Annotated in this window: 24 protein-coding genes and 1 tRNA gene; 14 read left to right on the forward strand and 11 right to left on the reverse strand. The window is 35.4% G+C overall.

What is annotated here, in order from left to right:
• The first annotated feature begins 49 nt into the window (after positions 1–49).
• The 6 genes from A9G40_RS01145 to A9G40_RS01170 all read left to right on the forward strand — a co-directional run bounded on the left by A9G40_RS01145 (position 50) and on the right by A9G40_RS01170 (position 6,431).
• Positions 50–125 (forward strand) — tRNA-Phe (locus tag A9G40_RS01145).
• 629 nt (positions 126–754) lie between these two features.
• Positions 755–2,368, forward strand: coding sequence for an ABC transporter substrate-binding protein (locus A9G40_RS01150; RefSeq protein WP_065581578.1), 1,614 nt, complete (start codon positions 755–757; stop codon positions 2,366–2,368).
• Between the two features lie 129 nt (positions 2,369–2,497).
• Positions 2,498–3,514 (forward strand): dipeptide ABC transporter permease DppB, encoded by a 1,017-nt coding sequence (gene dppB / locus A9G40_RS01155; protein ID WP_065581538.1) that lies wholly within the window; start codon positions 2,498–2,500, stop codon positions 3,512–3,514.
• 14 nt (positions 3,515–3,528) lie between these two features.
• Positions 3,529–4,452: a dipeptide ABC transporter permease DppC gene (gene dppC, locus A9G40_RS01160; RefSeq protein WP_081302104.1), complete on the forward strand. Its 924-nt coding sequence runs from the start codon at positions 3,529–3,531 to the stop codon at positions 4,450–4,452.
• Between the two features lie 13 nt (positions 4,453–4,465).
• A complete protein-coding gene (gene dppD / locus A9G40_RS01165) occupies positions 4,466–5,443 on the forward strand; it encodes a dipeptide ABC transporter ATP-binding protein (protein ID WP_065581539.1) in 978 nt (325 codons plus the stop codon).
• On the forward strand, positions 5,433–6,431 hold the full coding sequence (locus A9G40_RS01170) for a peptide ABC transporter ATP-binding protein (RefSeq protein WP_065581540.1): 999 nt from the start codon (positions 5,433–5,435) through the stop codon (positions 6,429–6,431). The genes dppD and A9G40_RS01170 overlap by 11 nt, the downstream gene beginning before the upstream one ends.
• A gap of 320 nt (positions 6,432–6,751) precedes the next feature.
• On the opposite strand, the gene A9G40_RS01175 is transcribed toward A9G40_RS01170, so the two are convergent.
• Complete coding sequence (locus A9G40_RS01175) at positions 6,752–8,149, reverse strand: RtcB family protein (protein ID WP_065581541.1); 1,398 nt, start codon at positions 8,147–8,149, stop codon at positions 6,752–6,754.
• Positions 8,150–8,394: 245 nt separating this feature from the next.
• Between A9G40_RS01175 and A9G40_RS01180 the strand changes: the two genes are divergently transcribed.
• Positions 8,395–9,159, forward strand: a complete 765-nt coding sequence (locus A9G40_RS01180) for a DUF6882 domain-containing protein (RefSeq protein WP_141675151.1) — start codon at positions 8,395–8,397, stop codon at positions 9,157–9,159.
• Between the two features lie 57 nt (positions 9,160–9,216).
• Here the strand turns inward: A9G40_RS01180 and rtcR are convergent, their stop codons facing one another.
• Complete coding sequence (gene rtcR / locus A9G40_RS01185; RefSeq protein WP_065581543.1) at positions 9,217–10,830, reverse strand: RNA repair transcriptional activator RtcR; 1,614 nt, start codon at positions 10,828–10,830, stop codon at positions 9,217–9,219.
• 286 nt (positions 10,831–11,116) lie between these two features.
• Between rtcR and A9G40_RS01190 the strand changes: the two genes are divergently transcribed.
• Entirely contained in the window at positions 11,117–12,343 is a 1,227-nt protein-coding gene (locus A9G40_RS01190) for an RtcB family protein (RefSeq protein WP_065581544.1), read from the forward strand.
• Positions 12,344–12,866: 523 nt separating this feature from the next.
• Here the strand turns inward: A9G40_RS01190 and A9G40_RS01195 are convergent.
• The gene (locus A9G40_RS01195; RefSeq protein WP_081302105.1) at positions 12,867–13,568 is read right to left on the reverse strand and encodes a JAB domain-containing protein; all 702 of its coding nucleotides are present in this window, start codon (positions 13,566–13,568) and stop codon (positions 12,867–12,869) included.
• A gap of 153 nt (positions 13,569–13,721) precedes the next feature.
• On the opposite strand from A9G40_RS01195, the gene A9G40_RS01200 reads away from it, so the two are divergent.
• Positions 13,722–14,471, forward strand: coding sequence for a hypothetical protein (locus tag A9G40_RS01200; RefSeq protein ID WP_065581545.1), 750 nt, complete (start codon positions 13,722–13,724; stop codon positions 14,469–14,471).
• Positions 14,472–14,909: 438 nt separating this feature from the next.
• Here the strand turns inward: A9G40_RS01200 and A9G40_RS01205 are convergent, their stop codons facing one another.
• Both A9G40_RS01205 and A9G40_RS01210 read right to left on the reverse strand, forming a co-directional pair.
• Positions 14,910–15,347: a hypothetical protein gene (locus A9G40_RS01205; protein WP_065581546.1), complete on the reverse strand. Its 438-nt coding sequence runs from the start codon at positions 15,345–15,347 to the stop codon at positions 14,910–14,912.
• Between the two features lie 90 nt (positions 15,348–15,437).
• A complete protein-coding gene (locus A9G40_RS01210; protein WP_176700414.1) occupies positions 15,438–15,755 on the reverse strand; it encodes a DDE-type integrase/transposase/recombinase in 318 nt (105 codons plus the stop codon).
• A 213-nt stretch (positions 15,756–15,968) separates the two neighbouring features.
• Here A9G40_RS01210 and A9G40_RS01215 point away from each other — a divergent pair, with 213 nt between their 5' ends.
• The 5 genes from A9G40_RS01215 (at position 15,969) to A9G40_RS01240 (ending at position 19,895) form a co-directional block, all read left to right on the forward strand.
• Positions 15,969–16,685, forward strand: a complete 717-nt coding sequence (locus tag A9G40_RS01215; RefSeq protein ID WP_065581548.1) for a hypothetical protein — start codon at positions 15,969–15,971, stop codon at positions 16,683–16,685.
• A gap of 68 nt (positions 16,686–16,753) precedes the next feature.
• Positions 16,754–17,835, forward strand: a protein-coding gene (locus tag A9G40_RS01225) for an IS3 family transposase (RefSeq protein ID WP_442902696.1) whose coding sequence is annotated in 2 segments (ribosomal slippage) — positions 16,754–16,997 and positions 16,997–17,835 — 1,083 coding nt in all. Because the reading frame shifts where the segments join, the coding sequence is not laid out codon by codon here.
• 52 nt (positions 17,836–17,887) lie between these two features.
• Entirely contained in the window at positions 17,888–18,244 is a 357-nt protein-coding gene (locus tag A9G40_RS01230; protein WP_065581550.1) for a hypothetical protein, read from the forward strand.
• A 110-nt stretch (positions 18,245–18,354) separates the two neighbouring features.
• Entirely contained in the window at positions 18,355–19,320 is a 966-nt protein-coding gene (locus A9G40_RS01235) for a hypothetical protein (RefSeq protein ID WP_065581551.1), read from the forward strand.
• Positions 19,321–19,454: 134 nt separating this feature from the next.
• Entirely contained in the window at positions 19,455–19,895 is a 441-nt protein-coding gene (locus A9G40_RS01240) for a hypothetical protein (protein WP_065581552.1), read from the forward strand.
• Between the two features lie 154 nt (positions 19,896–20,049).
• On the opposite strand, the gene frr is transcribed toward A9G40_RS01240, so the two are convergent.
• The 6 genes from frr to mrdB all read right to left on the reverse strand — a co-directional run bounded on the left by frr (position 20,050) and on the right by mrdB (position 25,946).
• A complete protein-coding gene (gene frr / locus A9G40_RS01245) occupies positions 20,050–20,607 on the reverse strand; it encodes a ribosome recycling factor (protein WP_065568208.1) in 558 nt (185 codons plus the stop codon).
• A 29-nt stretch (positions 20,608–20,636) separates the two neighbouring features.
• Positions 20,637–21,371, reverse strand: a complete 735-nt coding sequence (gene pyrH, locus A9G40_RS01250; RefSeq protein WP_065568207.1) for a UMP kinase — start codon at positions 21,369–21,371, stop codon at positions 20,637–20,639.
• 118 nt (positions 21,372–21,489) lie between these two features.
• The gene (gene tsf, locus A9G40_RS01255) at positions 21,490–22,347 is read right to left on the reverse strand and encodes a translation elongation factor Ts (protein ID WP_065568206.1); all 858 of its coding nucleotides are present in this window, start codon (positions 22,345–22,347) and stop codon (positions 21,490–21,492) included.
• Between the two features lie 84 nt (positions 22,348–22,431).
• Complete coding sequence (gene rpsB / locus A9G40_RS01260; RefSeq protein ID WP_065581553.1) at positions 22,432–23,169, reverse strand: 30S ribosomal protein S2; 738 nt, start codon at positions 23,167–23,169, stop codon at positions 22,432–22,434.
• 474 nt (positions 23,170–23,643) lie between these two features.
• Positions 23,644–24,825 (reverse strand): serine hydrolase, encoded by a 1,182-nt coding sequence (locus A9G40_RS01265; RefSeq protein ID WP_065581554.1) that lies wholly within the window; start codon positions 24,823–24,825, stop codon positions 23,644–23,646.
• Between the two features lie 14 nt (positions 24,826–24,839).
• Positions 24,840–25,946: a peptidoglycan glycosyltransferase MrdB gene (mrdB, locus tag A9G40_RS01270; protein ID WP_081302107.1), complete on the reverse strand. Its 1,107-nt coding sequence runs from the start codon at positions 25,944–25,946 to the stop codon at positions 24,840–24,842.
• Between the last annotated feature and the right edge of the window lies 1 nt (position 25,947).

Below are 25,947 nucleotides of genomic sequence, written 5' to 3' on the forward strand. Positions count from 1 at the left end.
AAGGGATTGACTGGCAATTACAAATCATGTTTAATATGCACCCATTGTTGCCCGGATAGCTCAGTCGGTAGAGCAGGGGATTGAAAATCCCCGTGTCCGTGGTTCGATTCCGCGTCCGGGCACCAATCACCAAATTCTAAGACCTGCTTCTAGCAGGTTTTTTATGCCTAAAGCCTTTTCAGATAAGCCTTTCACCTTGTTGTACTCCTCTACAGTGTTCAATTGAAATTAAGCTAAATCAAGTAATAAATTAATTTTATATTATTAATTTAATGATTATTTTATTTACAATAATTATAATACATTCTATAAAAATCAATTATTAAGCCACAAGCTCTATAATAAATTTAAAACTAAACATAAATTGAGAACAAATCAAAGAATATATTTATATGTTCTTTTTTAGTCATACCTTTAATATGAATTGAAATTGGCACTATTTTTGCATGCTATATCGGTTACACAGTATTTAGCTACCGTTATGCTTGTGTTAGAAATTATTTACAATAAAAAATGGAATGTTATTGTAAATTCTTAGGCAATATCGTAATTTTAATTATGGTGCATTTTGCACCATATTAGTGCAATAGATAGCGAAAATATGAATTTAAACAAAGTAAAAGTTAATTGATGTAACAATCAAAATTAGAGCGTTTTACTAAATCTGTATTTAAAAAATATTAGAAATACGAAGATTTTAACTTTGTTTAATTATGACAAAATAGGTTTACTGTTAAATAATTGGGGTGGTTTTATGAGTAATCTAAGGAAATATAAACATAAATTTTTGTTGGGCGCGGGGCTAATAACAATGCTTGCTAGCGCACAACTTCATGCTGCAGGAACGTTAGTTTATTGTGCAGAGGCTTCACCTGAAACATTTAGTCCACAGTTAGTGACAAGTGGTATTTCAATGGATGCTAGTGCAGTGCCTGTTTTTAACCGTTTGGTGGAGTTTAAATTAGGTACTACCGAAATCCAACCTGCTTTAGCAAAATCTTGGGATATCAGCCAAGATGGTTTGACTTATACTTTCCATCTACGCGATGATGTTAAGTGGCATAGTAATAAAGAATTCAAACCAACACGAAACTTAAATGCTGATGATGTTATTTTTACATTTATGCGACAGAAAGATAAAAATCATCCTTATCACAAAGTTTCTGGTGGACAATATGAATACTTTGAAAGCATGGGATTCCCAGATTTAATCAAAGAAATTAAAAAGATTGATGACCATACTGTTGTATTTGAATTAAACCATCCAGAATCCCCTTTCTTAGCTGATTTAGCAATGTCATTTGCTTCTATTTTATCAGCCGAATATGCCGATGCTATGCTTAAAAATGGCACACCCGAAAAAGTTGATTTAGTCCCCGTTGGTACTGGTCCGTTTACTTTTGTTCAATACCAAAAAGATTCAAGAATTCTTTATAAAGCCAATCCCGATTATTTTGGCCCTAAAGCCCAGCTTGATCGTTTAGTGTTTTCAATCACCCCAGATCCTGCAATTCGTTATGCCAAGTTACAAAAAGGAGAATGTCATGCGATGCCATATCCAAATGTAGCTGATGTTGAACGAATGAAATCAGACAATAATATTGTTGTTAAAGAAATGGCAGGGGTTAATATTGGTTATTTAGCCTACAATATGGATAAACCACCACTTGATAACTTGCAAGTTCGTCAAGCATTAAATATGGCCGTGAACAAAGATGCGATTATAAAAGCTGTTTTTCAAGGTGCGGCAGAACCAGCTAAAAACTTTATTCCACCATCAATGTGGGGTTATAACGATGAAGTAAAAGATTATCCTTATGATCCAAAACAAGCAAAAGAGTTATTAAAATCAGCAGGATTAGAGAAAGGGTTTACTATTAATTTATGGGCAATGCCTGTACAACGTCCATATAACCCAAATGCACGCCGTATGGCTGAAATGATTCAAGCTGATTGGGCTAAAATTGGTGTAACCGCTAAAATTGTGAGTTATGAATGGGGAGAATATTTATCTCGTATTCGTGATGGTGAACATGATGCAGTACTAATGGGATGGTCGGGAGATAATGGTGATCCTGATAACTTTTATTCTGTTTTAATGAGTTGTGATGCGGTTAAAGCAGGTTCAAACTATTCACACTGGTGTTATAAACCATTTGATGATTTATTACAGCAAGCTCGCGTTGAGCCTAATCATGAAAAAAGGGTTGAGCTTTACAAACAAGCACAAGTTGAGATGCATAACCAAGCGCCTGCATTAATGATTGCTCATTCAATGATTTATCTACCGATACGTAAAGAGGTTAAAGGTTATATTATGGCTCCTTTAGCATTACATAATTTTAACCAAGTCACGCTTGAAAAATAACATTCCTTGCGATTAACCACATAGGTGGTTAATCGCTACATTAGGTTTGATTGAGTACTATAAATATATTTATATAAAATTATCTATTTTATAAACGATAGTTTAGAAGCAATATTTAAGAGCCACTACATGTTTCAATTTATTTTAAAACGGTTAGGTGTACTTATCCCGACTTTTATCAGCATTACACTGCTGACTTTTATTTTCGTTCACCTTATTCCTGGTGATCCGATTACGATACTTGCAGGAGAGCGAGGTTTAACACCAGAACGCCATGCTGAACTAATAACACAATTTGGTTTAGACAAACCACTGTATGAGCAATATTTTCAATACATTATAGGCATGTTTCATGGCGATTTAGGCATCTCTTTTAAAAGCCAAATTCCAGTATGGGATGAATTTGTCCCCCGATTTAAAGCAACTTTTGAGCTTGGATTTTGCGCAATGTTGTTTGCAATTAGTTTTGGGATTCCAATTGGCGTGCTTGCAGCAGTAAAACGCGGTTCAATATTTGATCATACAGCGATCGGGTTGTCTTTAACGGGTTATTCCATGCCAATTTTTTGGTGGGGAATGATGCTCATTACGTTAGTTTCTGTGCATTTAAATTTAACTCCGGTATCAGGTCGTGTTAGTGATATGCTTTTCTTAGACGAAAGTAAACCTTTAACCGGATTTATGTTAGTTGATACTTTATTATGGGGTGAAAAAGAAGATTTTATAGACGCAGTTACTCACTTAATTTTACCTGCCATTGTATTAGGTACCATTCCATTAGCGGTCATTGTCCGCATGACTCGTTCTTCTATGTTAGAAGTATTAAGTGAAGATTATATTCGAACTGCACGAGCTAAAGGCGTTAGTCGAATGCGAATCATCCTTATTCATGCATTACGCAATGCGATGATCCCTGTGATGACTGTCATCGGTTTACAAGTTGGTACAATGCTTGCTGGTGCAATATTGACCGAAACCGTCTTTTCATGGCCAGGAATTGGTCGTTGGTTAATTGAAGCGCTACAACGTCGAGATTATCCCGTAGTGCAAAGTGGTGTTTTACTTGTTGCGGTCATGATTATTTTGGTGAATTTATTAGTTGATATGTTGTACAGCGTTATCAATCCGCGTATTAGACATAAATAAGAGTGTGTTTACAGATGAATAAACAGGTTATTACTGAATCGACCAATACGAAAGACATCAGTTTGGTTGAGCCTAAGCCATTAACGCCTATGCGTGAGTTCTGGTTTTATTTTTCAAAAAATAAAGGCGCTGTCGTTGGATTAGCCTTTATTATTATTGTTGTTTTACTCGCTATTTTTGCTAATTTAGTTGCACCACATTCTCCTTCTGAACAATTTAGAGATGCCTTATTAGCGCCACCTGTTTGGATGAAAGATGGTAGCTGGCAATTTATTTTAGGAACAGATGATGTGGGGAGAGATATCTTATCGAGGCTCATTTATGGTGCTCGTTTATCTTTATTAGTTGGTTGCTTGGTCGTCATCATCTCATTGATTTTAGGGATTACAGTAGGATTGATTGCCGGTTATGTAGGTGGTTTTTTAGACAACATCATTATGCGTGCTGTCGATATCATGCTTGCTTTACCCAGCTTATTACTTGCACTTGTTTTAGTTGCGATATTTGGCCCATCGATTGTTAATGCCTCAATCGCATTAGCTTTCGTTGCGTTACCTCATTATATCCGTTTAACCCGCGGAGCGGTGCTTGCTGAAATTAATAAAGACTATGTGATTGCTTCCCGAGTTGCTGGGGCTGGTGCTTTACGGCAAATGTTTATAAATATTCTGCCAAACTGTTTAGCGCCATTAATTGTGCAAGCTTCATTAGGATTTTCAAATGCGATTTTAGACATGGCAGCATTAGGTTTTTTAGGTATGGGCGCACAGCCACCGACCCCTGAATGGGGAACAATGCTTGCTGACGTATTGCAATTTGCACAATCTGCATGGTGGGTAGTCACCTTTCCGGGCTTAGTAATTTTAATGACAGTGTTAGCTTTCAACTTAATGGGAGATGGTTTGCGAGACGCACTGGATCCTAAATTGAAGCAGTAATGGAGATACAGTCATGGCACTATTAGAAGTAAAAGAATTATCTGTTCAATTTGGTGGATTTAAAGCGGTAGACCACATTAGTTATGACGTTGAACAAGGGCAAGTTGTTGGCATTGTGGGTGAATCAGGCTCAGGCAAGTCAGTGAGTTCACTCGCCATAATGGGATTAATTGATTTTCCAGGTAAAGTCAATGCCAATGCATTACATTTTGATGGCAAAGACCTTCAACAAATCTCAACCAAAATGCGTCGTAAAATTGTGGGTGCAGATGTGGCAATGATCTTTCAAGATCCGATGACGAGCTTAAACCCATGTTTTACGATAGGTTACCAAATCATTGAAACCTTGAAAATTCACCAAGGTGGCAGTAAAAAGGCACTCAAAGCAAGAGCGATTGAACTGCTTAAATTAGTGGGTATTGCTGATGCGGAAAATCGATTAAATGTTTATCCGCATCAGTTATCTGGTGGAATGAGCCAACGCGTCATGATCGCAATAGCCATTGCATGTAATCCAAAACTCTTAATTGCTGATGAACCAACAACCGCGCTTGATGTTACAATTCAAGGGCAAATTATCGAGTTATTGCTTGAGTTGCAACGCAAAAATAACATGGCATTAGTTCTTATTACACACGACTTAGCGCTAGTTTCTGAGGCTGCGCAAAAAATTATTGTGATGTATGCTGGACAAGTCGTTGAAATAGGTGATGCTGAAATTATCTTTAAAAAACCATTACACCCTTATACACAAGCATTATTACGCTCGCTGCCTGAATTTACGCAAGACAAAGAGCGATTAGCATCATTAGCGGGTGTCGTTCCAGGAAAATATGATCGGCCAACGGGCTGTTTACTCAATCCGCGTTGTCCTTATGCTACCGAACGCTGTTATACCGAAGAACCCGCATTAATGAGTTATTCTGCAACTAGAAAAGTAAAATGCCATTATCCATTATCAAGCGAAGGGATACCACAATATGAACAATAATATGGAAAATAAAGAATTACTGCTTGATGCCCGAAACCTGACAAAATATTATCATGTTAAAACGGGGCTCTTTTCTGAAGCTAAACAAGTTAAAGCTGTTGATGGGGTATCTTTTACATTAGGTAAAGCCAAAACACTGGCGATTGTTGGTGAATCGGGTTGTGGTAAATCCTCATTAGCAAGATTATTGACCATGATCGAAAAGCCCACATCAGGAGAACTTTATTTTAAAGATCAGAATCTGTTGGATGATGACCTGCAAGCTCAAAAATTGCGTCGCCAAAAGATCCAAATTGTTTTCCAAAATCCATACTCATCACTCAACCCACGCAAAAAAATCGGTTCCATATTAGAAGAACCGCTAATTATCAATACCGATTTAGCAGCCAATGATCGTAAAGCAAAAGTACTATCAATGATGAAAAAAGTTGGATTAAAAGAAGAGTTTTATAATCGTTATCCGCATATGTTTTCAGGGGGACAACGTCAACGCATTGCTATCGCAAGAGGTTTAATGCTTGATCCTGAAATAGTGGTTGCTGATGAGCCCGTTTCAGCACTAGATGTTTCTGTGCGTGCACAAGTGCTAAATCTGATGATGGATCTACAGCAAGATCTAGGTTTATCTTATGTTTTTATTTCTCATGACCTTTCGGTTGTTGAACATATTGCTGATGACGTAATGGTGATGTATTTAGGGCGTTGCGTTGAACAAGGGCGGAAAGATGAAATCTATCGTAACCCTGAACATCCATACACTCAAGCGCTATTATCAGCAACACCAAGATTAAATCCAGATCTTAGACGGGATAGAATCAAATTAGAAGGGGAATTACCAAGCCCTCTTAATCCTCCCTTGGGTTGTGCTTTTAACGCTCGGTGCCGTTTAGCATTTCCACGTTGCACAATTGAACAACCGCAACTTATTAATTATAACGAACATAAAATTGCTTGTTTCTGTATAGAGGAAAAAAATCATAATGGATAATAAAAGTGACAGTTAATTCTGTCACTAAATTCTATAATAAACCTACTTATTGTATTTTTCTTAATTACATAGAAATTGCCGATTGTTATATGTGAATGCCAAATCGATTAAAAAATATTGCCTCAAACTTATTAAGTAATAATGCTGAGAGCTGGATGAGTAAAACAAGCTCAATCTTTAAAACTTTTTACTACGCAATTTATTCCACACTCAATACCTAGTGATACGGCAACATAAACAGAATACAATAGTAAAAATTAAAAAATAGCAATTGATTATAAAAACAGCCCAAACTAACGAAGCTTGGGCTGTTTGCTTAATCACGCTTTAAACGTGATCCAAGGTTTAAGTTTTACCACAGACTGGATTAAATCAGCATTTTCTTGCGATTCGATTACAGGTGTGATCGGTTTATAAGCCGCAGGGGCTTCTTCACGTAGACGTTCCTCTTTTAAGGTAACACATTGCCATGGCAAATTAACTTTATCAGACACCACTTTTTTGCTACGCATTGATTGCCGTCTTTCAGCTCTACCCGCACCATGCGAGCAAGACCATAACCAATCTGAATTCCCTTTACCAACCGCCACATAAGAGTAATCGCCCATTGAGCCAGGAATTAATACTATTTCCCCTTGGTTAGCTGGCGTTGCTCCTTTGCGGTGAATATTCATGCCATGCTCAGGTAAAATAATATTATGCGAAATATCCACGATTAACTGACTATTATTGTGTTTAAAAATCGCCATGAATTCTTTACGTATCAATTCCGTGATAACAATTCGGTTGATCCAAGCATAACGAGCTGCAACGCCCATAGCTTGCAAGTAATTTTGAGCATTATCATCGGCCAAACCAAATAATCCTGATGTTGGATATTTTTCGTTTACTGGCCATAATTCTTTGGCTTTATCTTGCCAACGCTTGCCAATATAAAATCCCACATCTCGTGAACCAGTATGAATCATTATCACAACAGCATCTTTCTTTAGCCCCATTTGATAAGCTAAATGTCGATCAAGGATTTCATCAACAATTTGTAACTCAACAAAATGGTTACCTGAACCAACGGTACCTAAGCTTGCTGGGCGGATAATACTGCGTGACTCAAAAAAGGCCTCTGGCGCGTATTTGCTATCGGCGGTGATTAACGTCTGTCCTGATATTTGATTAATTTCGGCAAGTAATCGATTAACGTTAACCTCTTGCCACACCCCTTGTTGTGGTAGTGCTGCAATCCATTCTGCGATTCCTTGATCAAACAACGCTTGAAAGGATTGTGGCGTAACAGGAACATCTCGCTCATCTTGCAATAATACACGTTTTAGTTGCGCAATAATTGTTGATTTTTGGTCATGCACTTGATCATAACTTAAGCCCGTTGTTAAAAGGCGCATACCACAGTTAATATCAGTGCCAATAGCTGCTGGAATAATTAAATCTTCCGTTGTTGCCACAATACTGCCCACTGGCGCAATTGCACCTGGGTGAAAATCGGGAGTAGCTCGAGCGGCACACACGTGTCCTAAGCTATTAGGTACCTTGACCGATGCAAAATCCAGTAACTGCTTGACAGCTTTTTCTTCTAAAGGTAAAGCCTGCGGTAATAAAACTTGAGCGGTCGTATTTTGTTGATTAAAAGTATAAATATCATTATAAAAATGACTTTCAATCCCTAGTCGGGATAAACGTTTTTGTAAACGGGTAAATGTAGACATCATTGCCACCTAGAAAACAATAAAAAACGGTCTCCTCTGTTGAGAAGATAATTACTGTTTTCCTGCAGCAGCACGATTCAGGAAAGCGAACGCATTCTATACAAAAAATATTTAGCTGTAAAGGTAAAAATATTGATATTTAATAAACAATATATTAGCATCACGGGAGTTCATATCAGTATTAAATCAAAACATAAAATTTAAATGGGAAAATAATGAATTATTATGGGGATGGGGAAAAAGTTATGGTAACACCGTGCAAATCTGAAAAAGAATTGTTAGAACATTTTGGTTGTTATGGATTTGAAAAACAACTCAATTTTGATGAAAAAATTGGCGATAACAATTGGCAAATAGATATCAATCAAGGTGTTATTTATTTTGGTGATAATATAACCTTTTCTATTCAATTATTAGGTACTTTTTCTTTATCTTCTGAAACATGGCTTTGGTCTTGGAATAATGAAGCATCGCAGTTGCCCGCATCGGTTATTGAACAAGCGTTGAGTTTAAAAAGCTATGGTGAAAAAAATAATATTAATTTATTCACTACTGCTCAATTTGACACTACACAAGAAGAGTTATACAAAATAGGGGTAATTGCTACAGGAATGTTTAACACAAATGGATATTATCTTGCTAATTTTGGGCAAGGAATAGCATTGGTAACCATAAAAAAAGATCATATTAACTCAGAAAATAATAACCAGAATAAAACCTCTAAAATTTTGCCAAAATTTATAAAAAATCTGTTTGGTCGTTCTTCATCTGAAAGTGATAACCATGAGCAGAAAAATAATCAAAACCAAATTTTTGAAATATTTTCTCAATTTATTTCAAACTTTGATGTGGATCATTATCAGGCGCTTAAATACTATCTAATTGCTAAAGATTATCAAGTCAAACCAAGCAATTTGACAGCTCAAACAGAGCTTGTTGCAATAAAAGGTAAGCAAAGAATAATTGCTAAATTTGATGAACAATCTCGTTTAATTAGTTTAAATGTATAAATATAGTTGTCAGTAAAAATCTTTGCATTTATAGGATAGATGTTACCGATACATTGATTAAGGTTTATTAACCATATCCCAATTTAAACCAAACTTGGCCAAATATTTTTTTAATCGATCGGCATCATTGCTACGTTGTTTTTTTATGCGAGACACTGCGAACAATAGTCTGCCTGCTTCAGATAAACAGCTACTTTTTTGGCAGATTTCGATTACCTTTTCCAGTTGGTAGCGATCAAATTCATCTATTTCTAATGGAATTAAAGGATCATCTGACTTGAGTTTCCCCCAGTTTTGTTTTAAACGCAAAATTTCCTTTTCTACTTGTTCCAACGTAATATTGGCTTGTGGTGCTAACGTTGCCATTCGAATAATTGAGCTATTCAATTCACGGAAGTTGCCCAGCCATAAGGCTTCTGGAGAGGTAGCAAAGGCTAAATAAGCACGTCTTGATTGTTGATTAAAACGTGGCATGATGCCATATTCTTTAGCATAACGTGCCAATTCATAATCAATATTCGGTTCAATATCTTCTTTCCGTTCGGCTAAACTTGGCAGTTGATAACTCCACAAGTTAATTCTGGCGAACAGATCTTCTCGAAACTCACCTTGTTTTATTGCCTGTTTCAGATCTTTATTCGTGCCAGCGATTAACTGAAAATCACTCTGTATCGGTTTATCACTGCCAAATGGATAAAATTGCTTTTCTTCAATCGCTTTTAATAACATGGCTTGCTCATCAAGCCCAAGTTCACCAATTTCATCTAAAAATAATACTCCCCCGTCAGCATTTTTAAGTAATCCGCTACGAGCAAAATTTGCACCGGTAAATGCGCCTTTGACATGGCCAAATAAGGTTGACATTGCACTATCACCTCGTAAGGTGGCGCAGTTAATTTCGACAAATTGACCGTTAATTTGATGATTAGTGTGTTTTAGTAAATAAATTTGTTTAGCTAAAAATGATTTACCAGCACCTGTTGGCCCACACAATAAAATAGGAGCATGCGATCGGCTGGCAACCTGTTCTATTTCAGCAATTAATTGATTAAATTGTTGGTTACGAGTAGCGATACCAGATTTTAACAGATCCGTTGCTTGAATGGCATATTGTTGAAAACGGGTTAGGATTTTATCATAACGATGCAAATTCAAATCGATGATATTCATTTTACCATAAGGTACTTGCGCAATGAGATCGGCTTCCTCTAAGTTATATTTTTTTTCCATTATCTCCTTTTTGGATGGTGGAGACATTTGTAATAATTTAGCTGGGTAATAGCGCGATTCTGCTAGCAAAAACCAACAAATCTGTGCAACATGCGTACCAGTTGTGATATGCAGATAATACTCTTCTTGTTCTGAATTAAATGAGTAGTTTTTCGAAATATCAAAAAGGCAAGTATAAACTTGTTCAAAATCCCATGGATCATCTATATTTACTGCGATTGGCCTTACTTCAATTTGTGGCGATAAAATTTTAATATCTTTAATAACTTCACAAAGCAGATGATAATCGTTTTGATAATAGAGTAATTCAAATCGAGTTAGTGGTAGATCAGATCGATGACATAAATCAATAGTCGGTCGCCATTGTAACCATCGTCGTTTACCTTTACTACGTTGATCCAGTACATTTCCTAAAAAACCAAATACTATATTCTTTTTCATTTTTATAAATATTTATAACTTTTTAGAATAAATTATAAAAAATTAATCAACCAAAATCTATTAAATTTCTATTTTCATCTATTTTAAACTTATTTTTGTTTTTTTAATCAAAACAATACTAATTATTTTTACCATTTTTTAATTTTTGGCACGCTTTTAGCAGTATTTATATACGGAATCACAAAAAAAGATTTTATCGCCCAAAGGGGGAATAAAATCCAAAAATAAAACAGAGCTTATAAACTTAGCAACTTAGCATTGCATGAAATTAAGAAGGAGTGAAAAAATGAGACAATATGAAGTATTAAAAACCGAAAATACTAAGCCGATAAAAATGTGGACAAAAGGTGTACCAGTAGAGCTTGAAGCTAAAGAACAACTATTAAAATTGGCACAATTACCGTTTATTTTTAAACATATCGCTGTAATGCCTGATGTGCATGTAGGTAAAGGATCAACTATCGGTAGCGTGATTCCTACTATTGGTGCAATTATACCTGCTGCGGTTGGTGTAGATATTGGCTGTGGAATGATGGCAGTACAAACTTCATTAACCAATGCTGATCTACCTGACAAACTAGCACCCTTACGTTTAGCGATTGAAAAAGCCGTACCGCATGGTTTAACGCCAAAAAAAATAGGTCGCGATCAAGGTAGTTGGCAAAATCCACCATTAATTGTGGATCAATATTGGCAACAGCTATTACCAGAATTTGAAAAGCTGACTGAAAAATATCCACATTTTTTAAATACTAATAACTACCATCATTTAGGGACATTAGGAACAGGTAATCATTTTATCGAAATTTGTTTGGATGAAACTGATCGGGTTTGGATTATGTTACATAGCGGTTCACGTGGTGTGGGTAATGCTATTGGAGAGTATTTTATCAAAATAGCTAAACAAGACATGGCTACTTATTTTATTGATAACTTTTTACCAAGCCAAGATTTAGCCTACTTTGTTGAAGGCACTGAGCATTTTAATGATTATCTTATGGCGGTAAATTGGGCTCAAGAGTTTGCCCGTTTAAATCGTGAAGCGATAATGCATAACACAATTAAAGCCATCGGTAATACACTAAATATTGAGTTTATTAGTCATCTACAAGCAGTTAACTGCCACCATAACTATGTTCAAAGAGAGCATCATTTTGGTCATAATATTTTTGTGACACGCAAAGGAGCGGTATCAGCTCGTAAAGGTGAGCTAGGGATTATTCCGGGCTCAATGGGCGCTAAAAGCTATATTGTCCGTGGACTTGGTAATGAAGAAAGTTTCTGTTCATGCTCACATGGTGCAGGGCGAGTTATGAGCCGAACAGCGGCAAAAAAACAATTTACCATTGAAGACCAAATCAAAGCCACCGCACATGTTGAATGCCGTAAAGATGCTGATGTGATTGATGAAATACCAATGGCATATAAAGATATTGATGCGGTAATGACTGCCCAAAATGAACTGGTCGAAATTGTCCATCAATTACGGCAAGTCGTGTGTGTGAAAGGGTAAAAAATATCGAGGAGTAATCCTCGATATTGGTGGAAATAAAAAGATTAACAGTCTTAATTATATCAATGGTTATCTAAAAGAATGCATTACTATCGAGATTATTCCATTTGATTTAAATAACTAATTAATCAATCTAACAAAGGATTAACGATGAAAGAAAATACTCAAAATTCAACGATAGCCACCTCAAATAGGGCGACTATTCAACCATTTCCAATAGTATGGGATAACAATAAAATCAGTATTTATCAGTTTTTACTACCTTTGAAGCTCTACTGAATCCTTTGCATAATTAATGGAAATAGGAACATTTGTTAAACCTAACAATGACGTTTTTTGCGCTGAACTTAACTCTGTTGATAATAGATTTATTATCTCATCATGATCAATTAAAGAATCATCCTCCCTGAGTTTATTTATATATTCCTCAAAATTATGGGTAATAAGCTCTAAAATATTGTCTGGATAGCTTTCTCTTATAAACTCTAGATGTTGCTCTTCTATCTGTTCATAAAATGCACTATTATTTTAAATTAATAATCCCCTTAACCGCTCTCACGGTAATGCCCAAAATCTTCGCAATATTTTCAATCGATACGCCCTTTTCCAGTAATGCATTAATTAGTATTTTCTTTTCAGATTCAGCTTTTTCTCGACGAGCTTTTTCTGCTTTTGCTTTCTGCTGAGCTGTTTTGGTCTTATCCCTCTCAACCGCTAATTTTTCTTTTGCAATTTGTTTTTCTTGTTTACGGATGCGTTCAACTACTTGGTAAGTCGGAACATATTTCAGGCTTTGTTCAAGTTCTGCCATCAGTTTGATGCTGCGAAAGCTGATATAGGTTTTTGGGGTGATAATTAAGTGGTCGGTAAGTTCGATATTTAAAATATGGGCAACTTGAATTAAGCGGTCGGTGATGTCTTTATCGGCCGCTGAAGGGATCAGCGATCCTGACGGGTGATTATGCACCAAAATCACCCGTGAGGCGTTTTTCATCACCGCAACGCGAAACACGTTCATTGGCTCAATGTTGACCGATTTATACGATCCAAGCGCAATTAGTTCAATATACAGGATATAACCCGCTTGATTCATACCAATAATCCAAAGATGTTCCTTTTCTTGGTCGATCTTGTTTTCACGCAATAACACACGCTGCATAATACTGTACACGTCGTCCGTGCTTTCAATATAGCGTTTGTCATGTTTAGCTAGTTTAATATCCATCTTATCGCCTTGTAAAATCACACGAAAAATAATATAGCATATTCTGTTTATGCTGGGCAGTTGTTAATCAAATAATTCCACCTGTTCACTTTTTAGGTTATATTATTTGTAAAAAATATTCAGGATTCTATACCGTTTCAAAGGGGATCAACAATGTATCACTCTATTTTACCCGACGAGCAGCATTCTGCTGCTGAGCGATTTTTGCAACGAGTGCCAGCGTTAATCGCAACAAGTTCATTATGTCGACGCCTTAAGCCTGTCGCATTACTGATTGATATTGCGCCCATGACGTTAATTGCCCTGCCACATAGCTTGATTGCCAATAAATTTCATCTTTCACCACGAGCTGCTCAAAGGCGAGATAACGTTATTCGTCAGTGGCTAGCGCAGTATGAGCCAGATCTTTATCAAGCAATACTGAATCTTACACAAACGATGCCGGTAGAAGTGTCTAGACAAGCTCAGGCATTTAAGTTATGGCTGACCAAGCTGCTTGGTACGTCAGTTATGCCTTGCGATTATTGTGGATCGCTTAGTACAGTTCGCATTGGGCACCGCCTTAATTTTCGTTGCCGAACCTGTCGCCGAACGTTTAATCCTCTCAAAAAGTATTATCTTGATAAATTATCTCATTGTGAACTGTGGTTACCTTTTGTTGATTTATTACTACAAGGTGAGACATTTAAAACGATTAGCCAGCAATTGGGAATTAATACCGATACCGCCGCTAAGTGGCAACGTTATTTTTTGGAGATAATGGAATTACAAGGATTTTTGGCATTGGCTAACTATTATCAAATAAAGCGATGTCAACGTTACCGTCAAACATGGTTAGACATTCACACTGGTGACACGTTTTTACCCGCTAGCAAATCGCATTTTAGATCTAAATCATCATAATGTTTAATACATTTGTAAAAAATATTCAGGATTCTATACCGTTTCAATCATAAATTATTATGCTCAATGATTTATTAATGGTAATGGGCAAAAGGCTTTAACATCCTTAAAAGTGTTAAAATTTAGATATAAATTAGAATAAATAACCTAAAGGAGTAGAAAACAAAAATTAGCAGAATTAGCACAAGCTACATGATATCCATAGGCATTATACCTGTAACCAGGTGTGGGGATTTTCATCACCGAATAGTGATTATGATGTGTGTGGATAGGCGACACAATTTCTGAACTACATTTTAAGGCGGATAGTTTAGATCACTTTTCATACAAACATTGTTGAGCTTAAAATAAGATAAGGAATACAGGGTGGTAATCCAATCTGATGAGTGCCACAGTATAAAATAGGTGGGCGATGCTCTGGCTAATTAAGGTAATTAATTATTGCTTCAATGCAAGCTTACTTGATATTTTTTGTATTCCACCAATAGAATAATGACAGCATAATAAAATTGCTGGATATATTATAAAATTAAGGGTTACCAGTGATGTAATACCTAAAAACCCCATAATAAAATCTAGGTTAAAGACTGATTTATTAATATCTTCCAGAACTAAAATGAAGACAATAGGTGACATTAAGGTAATTAGAATACCAATTGGCACTCCGCAAATCACTAAACCCATCGGCCGATTTATTTTATATAAAAGGAAGATTGAAATCAGAATAAAACAGAAATAACACAAACCATAACACATCAAATAATATAATTCTGGTGTGCGATGTTTTGCGATAATCGTTCGATAACACCATTGGTAACTTAGATAGGCACCTATAAAATTAAACAATACGATAATTAATAAATTAATTATTTTCATTAGTTTGCCCTTTATTATCTTCAATTTCTTTTATATTCAATCGGCGACTAGCCATTTAATGTTGAATGAAGCCTGTTATAATTAAACCAATCACACATAGTGATTAAATTCCAATTTAAGTTGCACTAGTGAATCAAAAATAGTATGTGGCACAAATTCTCTTTTCACGGCTTTAAATGTGCTTTCTGCAATTGCATTATCATAAGTACAGCCTTTGCGACATAACGACTGTCTAATTCCAAATACTTTTAAGCATTTATCAACCAAATGCTTATCAAACTCTTTTCCTCTATCAGAATGAAAAAACTCAATCGTCTGTAAGTTCATGGATATTTGACTCATCGCTTGCATGACCCGTGCCGCTGTTTTATGCCTGCCAGCACTTCGTCCCACTATTTCACTCAGCAATATATCTTGTGGTTGCTACGTCAATTGTCGCTGATAATAGAAACGATTTCCCGTTACATTTAAACATCGACATAATGCACGTAAACGGTATCGATTGCCATTGTTTTTACCTTAGGTTACTTATATAAAAATTAACTTTTTCTACACTTAATCTTAGCTAATTTATATACTGGAATAGACTTAAAATCATTATTTAGTGAACAATAATTTGAAATGAAAAAAATAATATTAATATTATGTATATCAATAAGCGCTATCTGCAATGCTAAGGAGCATTGTTCAAACAAAATAGAAGCTAAAAACTATTCGTTCGAGATTAATTCAAAATCGTATAACTTTATATCTTATCGTTGTGATGATGAAAATAATGAATTTTCAAAACCCGCTATATTAGAAGTAAAAGGTGATAATGTGGATTATCAACTTGAAAATTTGATTGGATCTTATCATTCACTTGATGTTCAATTTGCCAATTGGAATAATCAACCCGCATTGTTTTACAAGCATGCAACAACAAATAATATTCAAGGCTACATTCCAATAACAATTCAAAACAACAGACTAACTATTGACTGCAGCTATGTTAAGAGACGGTTAATCAACTTGATGGAAACCCGATATTCTTATTGCACTGAAAGAAAGCAGATTAACAATATTAAAGATTTAAATGGTTCCTTGGCTCTTTTTGATCCTCGCCAATTAAATTCTTACTCCTATTTCCCTCACACTGATGAAAGTTTATTACATAAAAATTTTGATGTTTTTGTTGGTAAAGTGGGTGATATTAGTTTTTATCAACACTATCAATCAATTAAGGATTATGATTTAGATAAATATACAGTAATAATAGCAAATAAAGATAAGCAATATCATTTCAAAAATGTCGAAGTATTTAAAAGAATTAAAGAATTAGGTGAATTTGAATTGTAACTATCCCCTAAAATAGTACAGCAAAAAAGTAGAAAATTCTCTATGATAAAAGTAAAGGGGATTTAATTATGAAAAAAATGACTGAACATCAAATCGTCGCTATTTTAAAAGAAGCTGAAGCGGGTATTCCCGTTAAAGAACTGTGCCGTAAATATGGCATGGCAAATTCAACTTTCTATAAATGGCGTGATAAATACGGTGGTATGGAAACCTCTGATATTAAACGTTTAAAGGAGCTTGAGGCCGAAAACCGTAAGCTTAAACAGATGTTTGCCGAACTGAGCTTAAAATCCCAGCTTCAGGAAGAAATCATAAAAAAGCTTTAGTGCCCACAAAGGCACGTAAAACGTGGGCACAGCAACTACAACAAAATCATTCAGTTACTATTGCTATGAGTTGTGCCATTGTTGGCTTAAGCCGTTGTGCTTACTATCATCAACCTAAGTTACCGGATGATTCGGTGATTATTTCGGTGTTGAATGCTATCACAGACCGGCATTTACGCTGGGGCTTTCCTAAATGTTTTAATCGTATCAGAAAGCTCGGCTATAAATGGAATCATAAACGTGTTTATCGGGTGTATTGTGAGTTAAAACTGAATCTTAAAACAAAACGAAAACAACGAATGCCACCTCGGGAGCCAGAAAAGTTATTGGCTCCCAATAAACAAGGTGAATGTTGGTCAATGGATTTTATGAGTGACAGTAGTCGTAATCAACGTCGCTTTAGGACATTCAATGTCATCGATGACTTTAATCGTGAGGCGTTAGGCATTGATATTGCAGTAAGCTTACCCGCAGGAAGGATTACCCGTTACTTAGATAAACTGGCTGAATATCATGGCTATCCATTAAAAATACGGGTCGATAATGGGCCAGAATTTACAGGAAAAACCTTTACCAACTGGGCTAAATTACATGGTATAACCATTGATTATATCCAGCCCGCTAGCCCTTATCAAAATGGCTATATTGAACGATTTAATCGTACCTATCGTACTGAAGTACTCGATTTATATCTTTTTAACAACTTAGCGCAAGCAAGGAGAATAACCGAAGAATGGTTAACGATTTATAATACCGAAAGACCGCATGAGGCATTAAATAACATGACACCGATTGAGTATAAAACACTAAAACAAGCAGCATGATTTTCTACGTGAGCTGTGTACTAAGTTTGGGATATTTACAGAATACCAACATATGATTGGTTTAGATATTCTCAATTCTAACGGTAATTTTACTTTTTATGATATGGACAGCCTTTCAGATATACTGGATAACTCAACCGAAAAAAGCGATATTCATTCTTATATTCAACTAGAAAAAGTTCAACTTTATGAACAACCAGACTTTCAATATCCAACTTATAACTATTTAAAAAGAAACGATTTTGTCAAAATTTTAGATGTAGAATTAGACAATGAGAAACTCAAAAAAACTAACCTTTATGAAATTTATAAAATTAGAAAGCTTTTATGGTTTAAAGTGAGTTATCAAAGTGAAAAATATGGTGAAATAATTAATTGGGTACCATGGAATGCATTTTACGCCGACTAGTAATTGCACGCCTAAGCATAGACTATCAACTAAAATGCCATAAATTTCTATAAAATAATTCTTAAATGCTGTTAGTTTGAGAAGTGGATAATATGATTAAGTGAAAGAATATGAAAACAATAAAATACATTATAGTGGCTATCTTATGTTTATCCAACTTTGTATTTGCCAACTATTTTTATCGAATCGAAATCAGAACGAATGGCAAGTATAAAGAAGAGTATTATTACAATTATAATAATGATTTTGCTGGTAATGCAACTTTATATATCAATAATATCACCAATCATCCTAAGCTTTTAACCGAAAATGAGGATGACGCAGAGTCTGATGATAATCTTTCAGCTGATAAAAGATTAGCGTCATTACCTAAAACAGAATTAGAAAGTGAACTGCAATTTGGATGTTTTTCGGACTCAGAATTAGATATATTTGAAAAAAAATCTAAAGAAATAGAATTTTTACAACACAAGACAACTAAAGATTACTATTTCAAAATCGTTTTATCTATAAAAGGCTGCGCTTATAAAATGGTTGGCATTAATGTTTACCGAAAAAAAGACGGTAGTTTGTTACAAACAATTAATGATGCTGCTATTAGTGATTATGAATTTATGTCAATCGAAACAATAAAAAACGGTGATAGCACAGTAATTCATAGACCTGAAGGCACTGATGATTACAATTTTGATGGTATTGATAATGATTTTTTTATTTCTAAAACAACCGATGATGTAATGGGGGTACCTACTTTTCATCGTTTTTACTCCTTTGATAAGAACAAAGGAAAATTTGTTTATCTGAATTTAGAAGGGCTCGATATTTCTTTTGATGAAAAGAAACAACAAGCCATTCAGAAAAAAATTTGTCCAATTAAAGAAGATAACGACATTGTAATCACTAAAACTTTTCAATTTGACACTAAAAAACATAGCTATACCTTACTTAATTCGGTATGTAATTATAAAAGACGTAGCACGAATGATTCAGATAAAGTGTTTTCTCGTCAATGTACACAAAAAGAAGATAATTATTGCAAAAACGCAGATGAACTAGATGATGATTTTGGGTTTTAAATAATTCTAAAAAACAATGAATAACATCAAAATAAATTTGAAATATTTTTATATACGAGATAGCTTTAATTAAAGCAAGAAATAAATCAAGCTGAAATTGAATTAGAAAATAAGGTAATTGACGGAAAAACAAGATGATTAAACGATTCGCTTATTTAATATTCATCAACTTACTATGCCTATCTTTTACATCAAAAGCTGATGAGATAACACTTGAATCGATTCCTTCAACAGAAGGCGCAGGATTAATATGTCGCAAAAATAAGATTGAGATTAATATTTATGGTGAAACTTATCGTGGAAAAATTACCGTTATAAAAAACAGTAATAGATACCAAGTTATCTCAAATGCTGAATATTACAATGTCCCAATTTACTATCATGATGAAAATATAAAGTCAGAAGTAGTATTCACGGTTACTAAAAGATATTTTATACAGAATAAAAAAGTTGTTTCCGCAATATCATCAGATCCAATAGATAAGGAAAAAGCTGAAGAAGAATTATCATTAATATCTATAGCATTAAAAGAAGCCCATGAAAATAAAAAGTGTTTATCTTGGAATATTCAATAATAGTTAAAACAAGCTAATATATCTTGTTTTTATCCATACCCATGCTACTTGTGCTGAAAAGTTGAAAATATTATATACATAAAATAGCAACATTTTAGTAAATAAAAAACGCTCAGTTTTATAAAACCAAGCGTTTGCAAGGAAAAAAGATAAATTAGAATTCCATTAACTCTTTTTCTTTATCGGCCAGCACAGCATCTAATTTTTTGATTGCAGCATCGGTTGCTTTTTGGATTAAATCTTGTGCTTTACGCTCATCATCTTCAGATATTTCTTTATCTTTTAGCAATGCTTTAATTTGATCATTGGCATCACGGCGAATATTACGAATTGATACTCGACCTTGTTCTGCTTCATTACGAACAATTTTGGTTAAATCGCGACGGCGTTCTTCTGTAAGCGGTGGCAAAGGTACACGAATTACTGTGCCTGCTGACGCAGGATTAAGCCCTAAATCTGAAGTTAAAATCGCTTTTTCAATAGCTGGCGTTAATGATTTATCAAATACGGTTATAGCTAGTGTTCTTGCATCTTCAGCAACAACATTGGCTAGTTGACGAAGTGGCGTTGGGCTACCGTAATATTCAACCATAATGCCATCTAATAAACTTGGTGATGCGCGACCAGTTCTTACTTTAGAAATATGATTTTGAAATGCATCAATACTTTTTTCCATGCGCGTTTGCGCTTCTTTTTGAATCTCGTTTAACATAATAAAAGCCTTATTTAAGATAAAGATAATTAGCTGGTTACTGTTGCTTTGTTACTAATTAATGTTCCTTCTTGCTCACCTAATATGACGCGACGCAACGCACCTGGTTTATTCATATTAAACACACAAATAGGTAGATTATGATCTCTTGCTAATGTAAATGCCGCTAAATCCATGACTTTAAGTTCATCATCTAATACTTTTTCATAGTTAAGCGTCTTATAAAGTGTTGCATTCGGATCTTTTACAGGATCAGCTGAATAAACACCATCAACTTTGGTTGCTTTTAAAACAACATCTGCTTCGATTTCAATACCACGCAGGCAGGCTGCTGAATCCGTGGTAAAAAAAGGATTACCCGTTCCTGCTGATAAAATAACGACTCTACCATGGCGAAGCAAGCTGATTGCTTCAGTCCAACGATAATCATCACAGACGCCATTTAATGGTATCGCTGACATTAAACGCGCATTAACTTCAATTCGGTGCAACGCATCACGCATCGCAAGACCATTCATAACCGTTGCAAGCATCCCCATATGATCACCAACCACTCGGTTCATCCCAGCTTTAGCAAGTCCTGCACCACGAAATAGATTACCACCCCCAATAACAACAGCAACTTGAACATTCATTTCAATCAGTTCTTTTATTTCTTGCGCCATACGGTCAAGAACAGTTGCATCAATACCAAAGCCTTCATCACCTTGTAGCGCTTCGCCACTGAGTTTTAGAAGAATACGTTTATAGAAAGGGGTCACCATATTGAAGTCTCACTATTTCGTTGTTTAATTACTCAATAAGCTAACAAATTAGCTTGTCGTAATTTTAAAATATTTTGTAGATAAACAAAACCGCCTTAACGGCGGTTTTTTGAAAAAATTAAGATTGTTTCGATATTGCAGCAACTTCTGCAGCAAAGTCAACTTCGACTTTTTCAATACCTTCACCTACTTCAAAGCGAATGAATGAAGCAACTGTGGCTTTCTTTTCTTTTAGTAAATCACCAACAGTTTTAGAAGGATCCATAACAAAAGCTTGGCCAGTTAATGATACTTCGCCAGTGAATTTACGCATACGACCTTCAACCATTTTTTCAGCGATTTCACGTGGTTTACCTGATTGCATTGCAATATCGATTTGAATGTTACGTTCATGTTCAACAACATCAGCAGGCACATCACTTGGATCAACATATTCTGGCTTGCTTGCTGCAATATGCATTGCAATATGTTTAACTAATTCATCATCAGCACCATTAGCTGCCACTAATACGCCAATACGAGCACCATGTTGGTAACTGCCAACTACGTCACCAGAAATTTCAGCAACACGACGAATACCAATATTTTCGCCAATTTTAGCAACTAGTGCAGTGCGTTCTTCTTCAAATTTTGCTTGTAAAGCAGCAAGATCAATCATGCGATCATTTAAAGCTGCTGTTGCTACTTTTTCGCTAAATGCTAGGAAACCAGCATCTTTGGCAACAAAGTCTGTTTCACAGTTAACTTCTAAGATAACGCCATACTTTTTATCAGCAGAAATTTTAGAAATAATCACACCTTCAGCAGCAACACGACCTGCTTTTTTAGCTGCTTTGGCTTGACCTGATTTGCGCATGTTGTCAATTGCAAGTTCAATATCACCATTAGCTTCAACTAATGCTTTTTTACATTCCATCATACCTGCGCCAGTTCTTTCGCGCAGTTCTTTTACCATAGAAGCGGTAACTTCAGCCATTTTTTAATCCTCTATTTAACCATTGTGATGATTTTCATTAGAATGAGTGGACACTCAAGCATCCACCCGAAAATATTTGAGTTTTTACTCAGCTGCTGGTGCTTCTTCTACGAAGCTTTCTTCAGATACTGGAGATTGGTTTTGTTCACGACCAGAACGGACTGCCTCAGCAACCGCATTTACATATAATTGAATTGCGCGGATTGCATCATCATTACCAGGAACAATGTAATCAATACCATCAGGATCTGAGTTAGTATCAACAACAGCAATGACTGGAATACCTAAATTGTTAGCTTCTTTGATTGCGATATGTTCGTGGTCTGCACCAATAACAAAAATCACATCGGGTAAGCCACCCATATTTTTAATTCCACCCAAGCTATTTTCTAATTTAGCCATTTCACGAGCACGCATTAGTGCTTCTTTTTTGGTTAATTTGTCAAATGTACCATCACTAGCTTGTGTTTCTAAATCTTTTAGACGTTTGATTGATTGACGTACTGTTTTCCAGTTAGTCAACATACCACCTAACCAACGGTGATTAACATAGTATTGTCCACAGCTTTCAGCCGCTTGTTTAATGGCTTCGCTAGCTGCACGCTTTGTACCAACAAATAAAATTTTACCTTTACGCGCAGCAACTTTGTTTAATTCAGCTAATGCTTCATTGAACATTGGTACTGTTTTTTCAAGATTGATGATGTGAACTTTGTTACGTGCACCAAAAATAAATGGTTTCATTTTTGGGTTCCAATAACGAGTTTGGTGTCCAAAGTGTACACCCGCTTGTAACATATCGCGCATTGATACTGTAGTCATGATTTCCTCATTTTGACGTTGGGGTTATGCCTCCACATATCCGCTTTAACCGACCTAATAACAACAAGTAAAAGGCACCCCGGAAAAGTGTGATGATATGTGTGTGTTATAACGTTAATTAATTATTAAAATTTAATGCTTTATTCATTACTAATTGTCATTTACTATCTTATATAGAAAAACAATATGAAATGTAGCGCGCGTTTTATATCATAAATAGTATAAAATTACTAGTTTTATTTCTATTTTTTGTTCTGCTAGCTAAGCAAATGCTGGTTATTAGCATGTTTGTCTTTTCAAATAGCAAACAATAAAAATAAAATAATAAAAAATTCAATAAAATCAACGCTTTTTCTGACTATCTTTTGCATAGCTATATTATGTTAAAAATATGTTATTTTATAAAGGATTAGCTCATTCTGTAAGTAATTACTTACAGAATGCAGAGCGATGATAGCAAAACTTGAATAAAAACTAGTGGAATAATCTATAGCATTGTAGCGTTATCCAATCCCATACACTACCAAAAAAGCCTGTTTCTTCAACATGTTGTAAAGCAACAAGTGGCTGTTCGTTAATAACTTTACCGTCAAGTAAAAATTGCATTTTGCCCACTGTTGCACCCTTAGCTATTGGTGCATAAATATAATCATCAATTTTATATTCAACTTGTACATCTGCTGAACGACCTTTTGGCACTGTGATAAAGGCACCATTAATTGCACCTAATTGAATTTTATTTTCATCACCATACCAAATAGTTTCAGTTGCTAATGGCGCACCTGCTTTTATAGGATTTGCTGTTTCAAAAAAGCGGAATCCCCATACTAATAATTTTTTACTTTCTTCTTCACGACCTTTATAAGTACGGCCACCTAATACGGCTGAAATTAAGCGAGTATTACCATCCACAGCAGAAGCAACTAAGTTATACCCCGCGGCATTGGTATGGCCTGTTTTAATTCCGTCTACATTCAGTGTAGTATCCCAAAGTAGCCCATTTCGATTAAGTTGTGGTTTAGATAATGTATAAGTAAATTCTTTTTCTTTGTAAATGGAATATTCTTCAGGTAAATCACGAATTAAAGCTTGCCCTAAAAAAGCCATGTCTTTAGCTGTTGTGTATTGCCCTGGCGCATCAAGCCCATGCACTGTTTCAAAGTGAGTATGATCTAATCCAAGTCTTTTAGCATAATCATTCATTAGGTTAACAAAAGCGCCTTGGCTCCCCGCAACGTGTTCAGCCATAGCAATACAAGCGTCGTTACCCGATGGGATAATAATGCCTTTATTAAGATCAGAAACCGATACTGTTTTACCCACTTCTAAAAACATCAATGATGATCCTTTTAAAATAGGATTGCCTGTTGCCCATGCATCTTTACTGACCACAACCATGTCATCATTTTTAATACGCCCTGATTGTAGTGCTTGCCCCACCACGTAACTGGTCATCATTTTAGTTAAACTTGCTGGGTCACGTTGTTCCTCGGCATTATATTGTGCCAGTATCTCGCCTGATTTAGCATCGATTAAAATATAAGATTCTGCATCCAATTTTGGGATAGCTGGAATAGGAAAAGCCATTTCAGCATTTGCTGATGAGCAAACAGCAAGCGCGAATAACGCAAAAGATAATTTAAATTTCTTTTTCATTTATTTGGGTTCCGTTAAATATTTTTAGATAACATATATCGATGTGTGTGAATAGACATCATAATGCCAAAACTTGCCATTAATACGACTAAAGAAGAGCCACCATAACTTATTAGCGGTAATGGTACACCAACTACTGGTAAGATTCCACTGACCATACCAATATTAATAAACACATAAATAAAAAAGACTAAAATTAGCCCACCAGAAAGTATTCGACCAAAGGTGGTTTGTGCCTGAGCAGCAATAATAAGCCCTCGTACAATTAAACATAAAAAGAGAATAAGCAAAACAATAGAGCCGACAAAACCAAACTCTTCGGCAATAACGGAGAAGATGAAATCGGTATGTCGCTCAGGTAAAAATTCAAGTTGCGATTGTGTGCCTTGTAACCAACCTTTACCCCATAGGCCACCCGATCCAATTGCTATTTTAGATTGAATGATATGATAACCTGCTCCGCTAGGATCAAGTTCAGGATTAATCAACATTAACACGCGTTTTTGCTGGTAATCATGCATTAAAAAGAACCACATAATCGGTAAAAAGACAGCGATTAAAATTAATGCAACAAGAATGTAACGCCAATTCATGCCCGCTAAAAATATAATAAAAATGCCTGACATAACAATTAATATTGCTGTACCTAAGTCAGGTTGCATCGCAACAAGTAATGCTGGCACACCAATGATAGCTAGTGTTTGTAATGTGGTTTTTAATGGCGGCGGACACCCATCTCGGTGAATAAATTTTGCTACCATTAATGGCACGGCTATTTTGGCTATTTCTGAAGGTTGAAATCGTAAAATACCTAAATCCAACCAACGCTGTGCGCCTTTACTGGTGTAACCAAAAATATCAACTAGTAATAGTATGATAATACAAACAATATATAGATACAGCGCCCATTTTTCATAAGCCCTAGGTGAAAACTGAGCTAAAATAATCATTACAGCAAAACCTAGTAATATTTGAATGACTCGTTTTTGCATCATATCGATATTTTGACCCGATGCACTCCAAAGAATATAGAGGCTATAGCCAAGTAATAGCGTAATAAATAAAAAAAATAAGGGATCGATGTGTATCTTTTGCCAAAAAGATTTTTTGCTATTATTCATC

This window comes from Gilliamella sp. Nev3-1 (genome assembly GCF_001690435.1).
Taxonomy (GTDB): Bacteria; Pseudomonadota; Gammaproteobacteria; order Enterobacterales; family Orbaceae; genus Gilliamella; species Gilliamella apicola_C.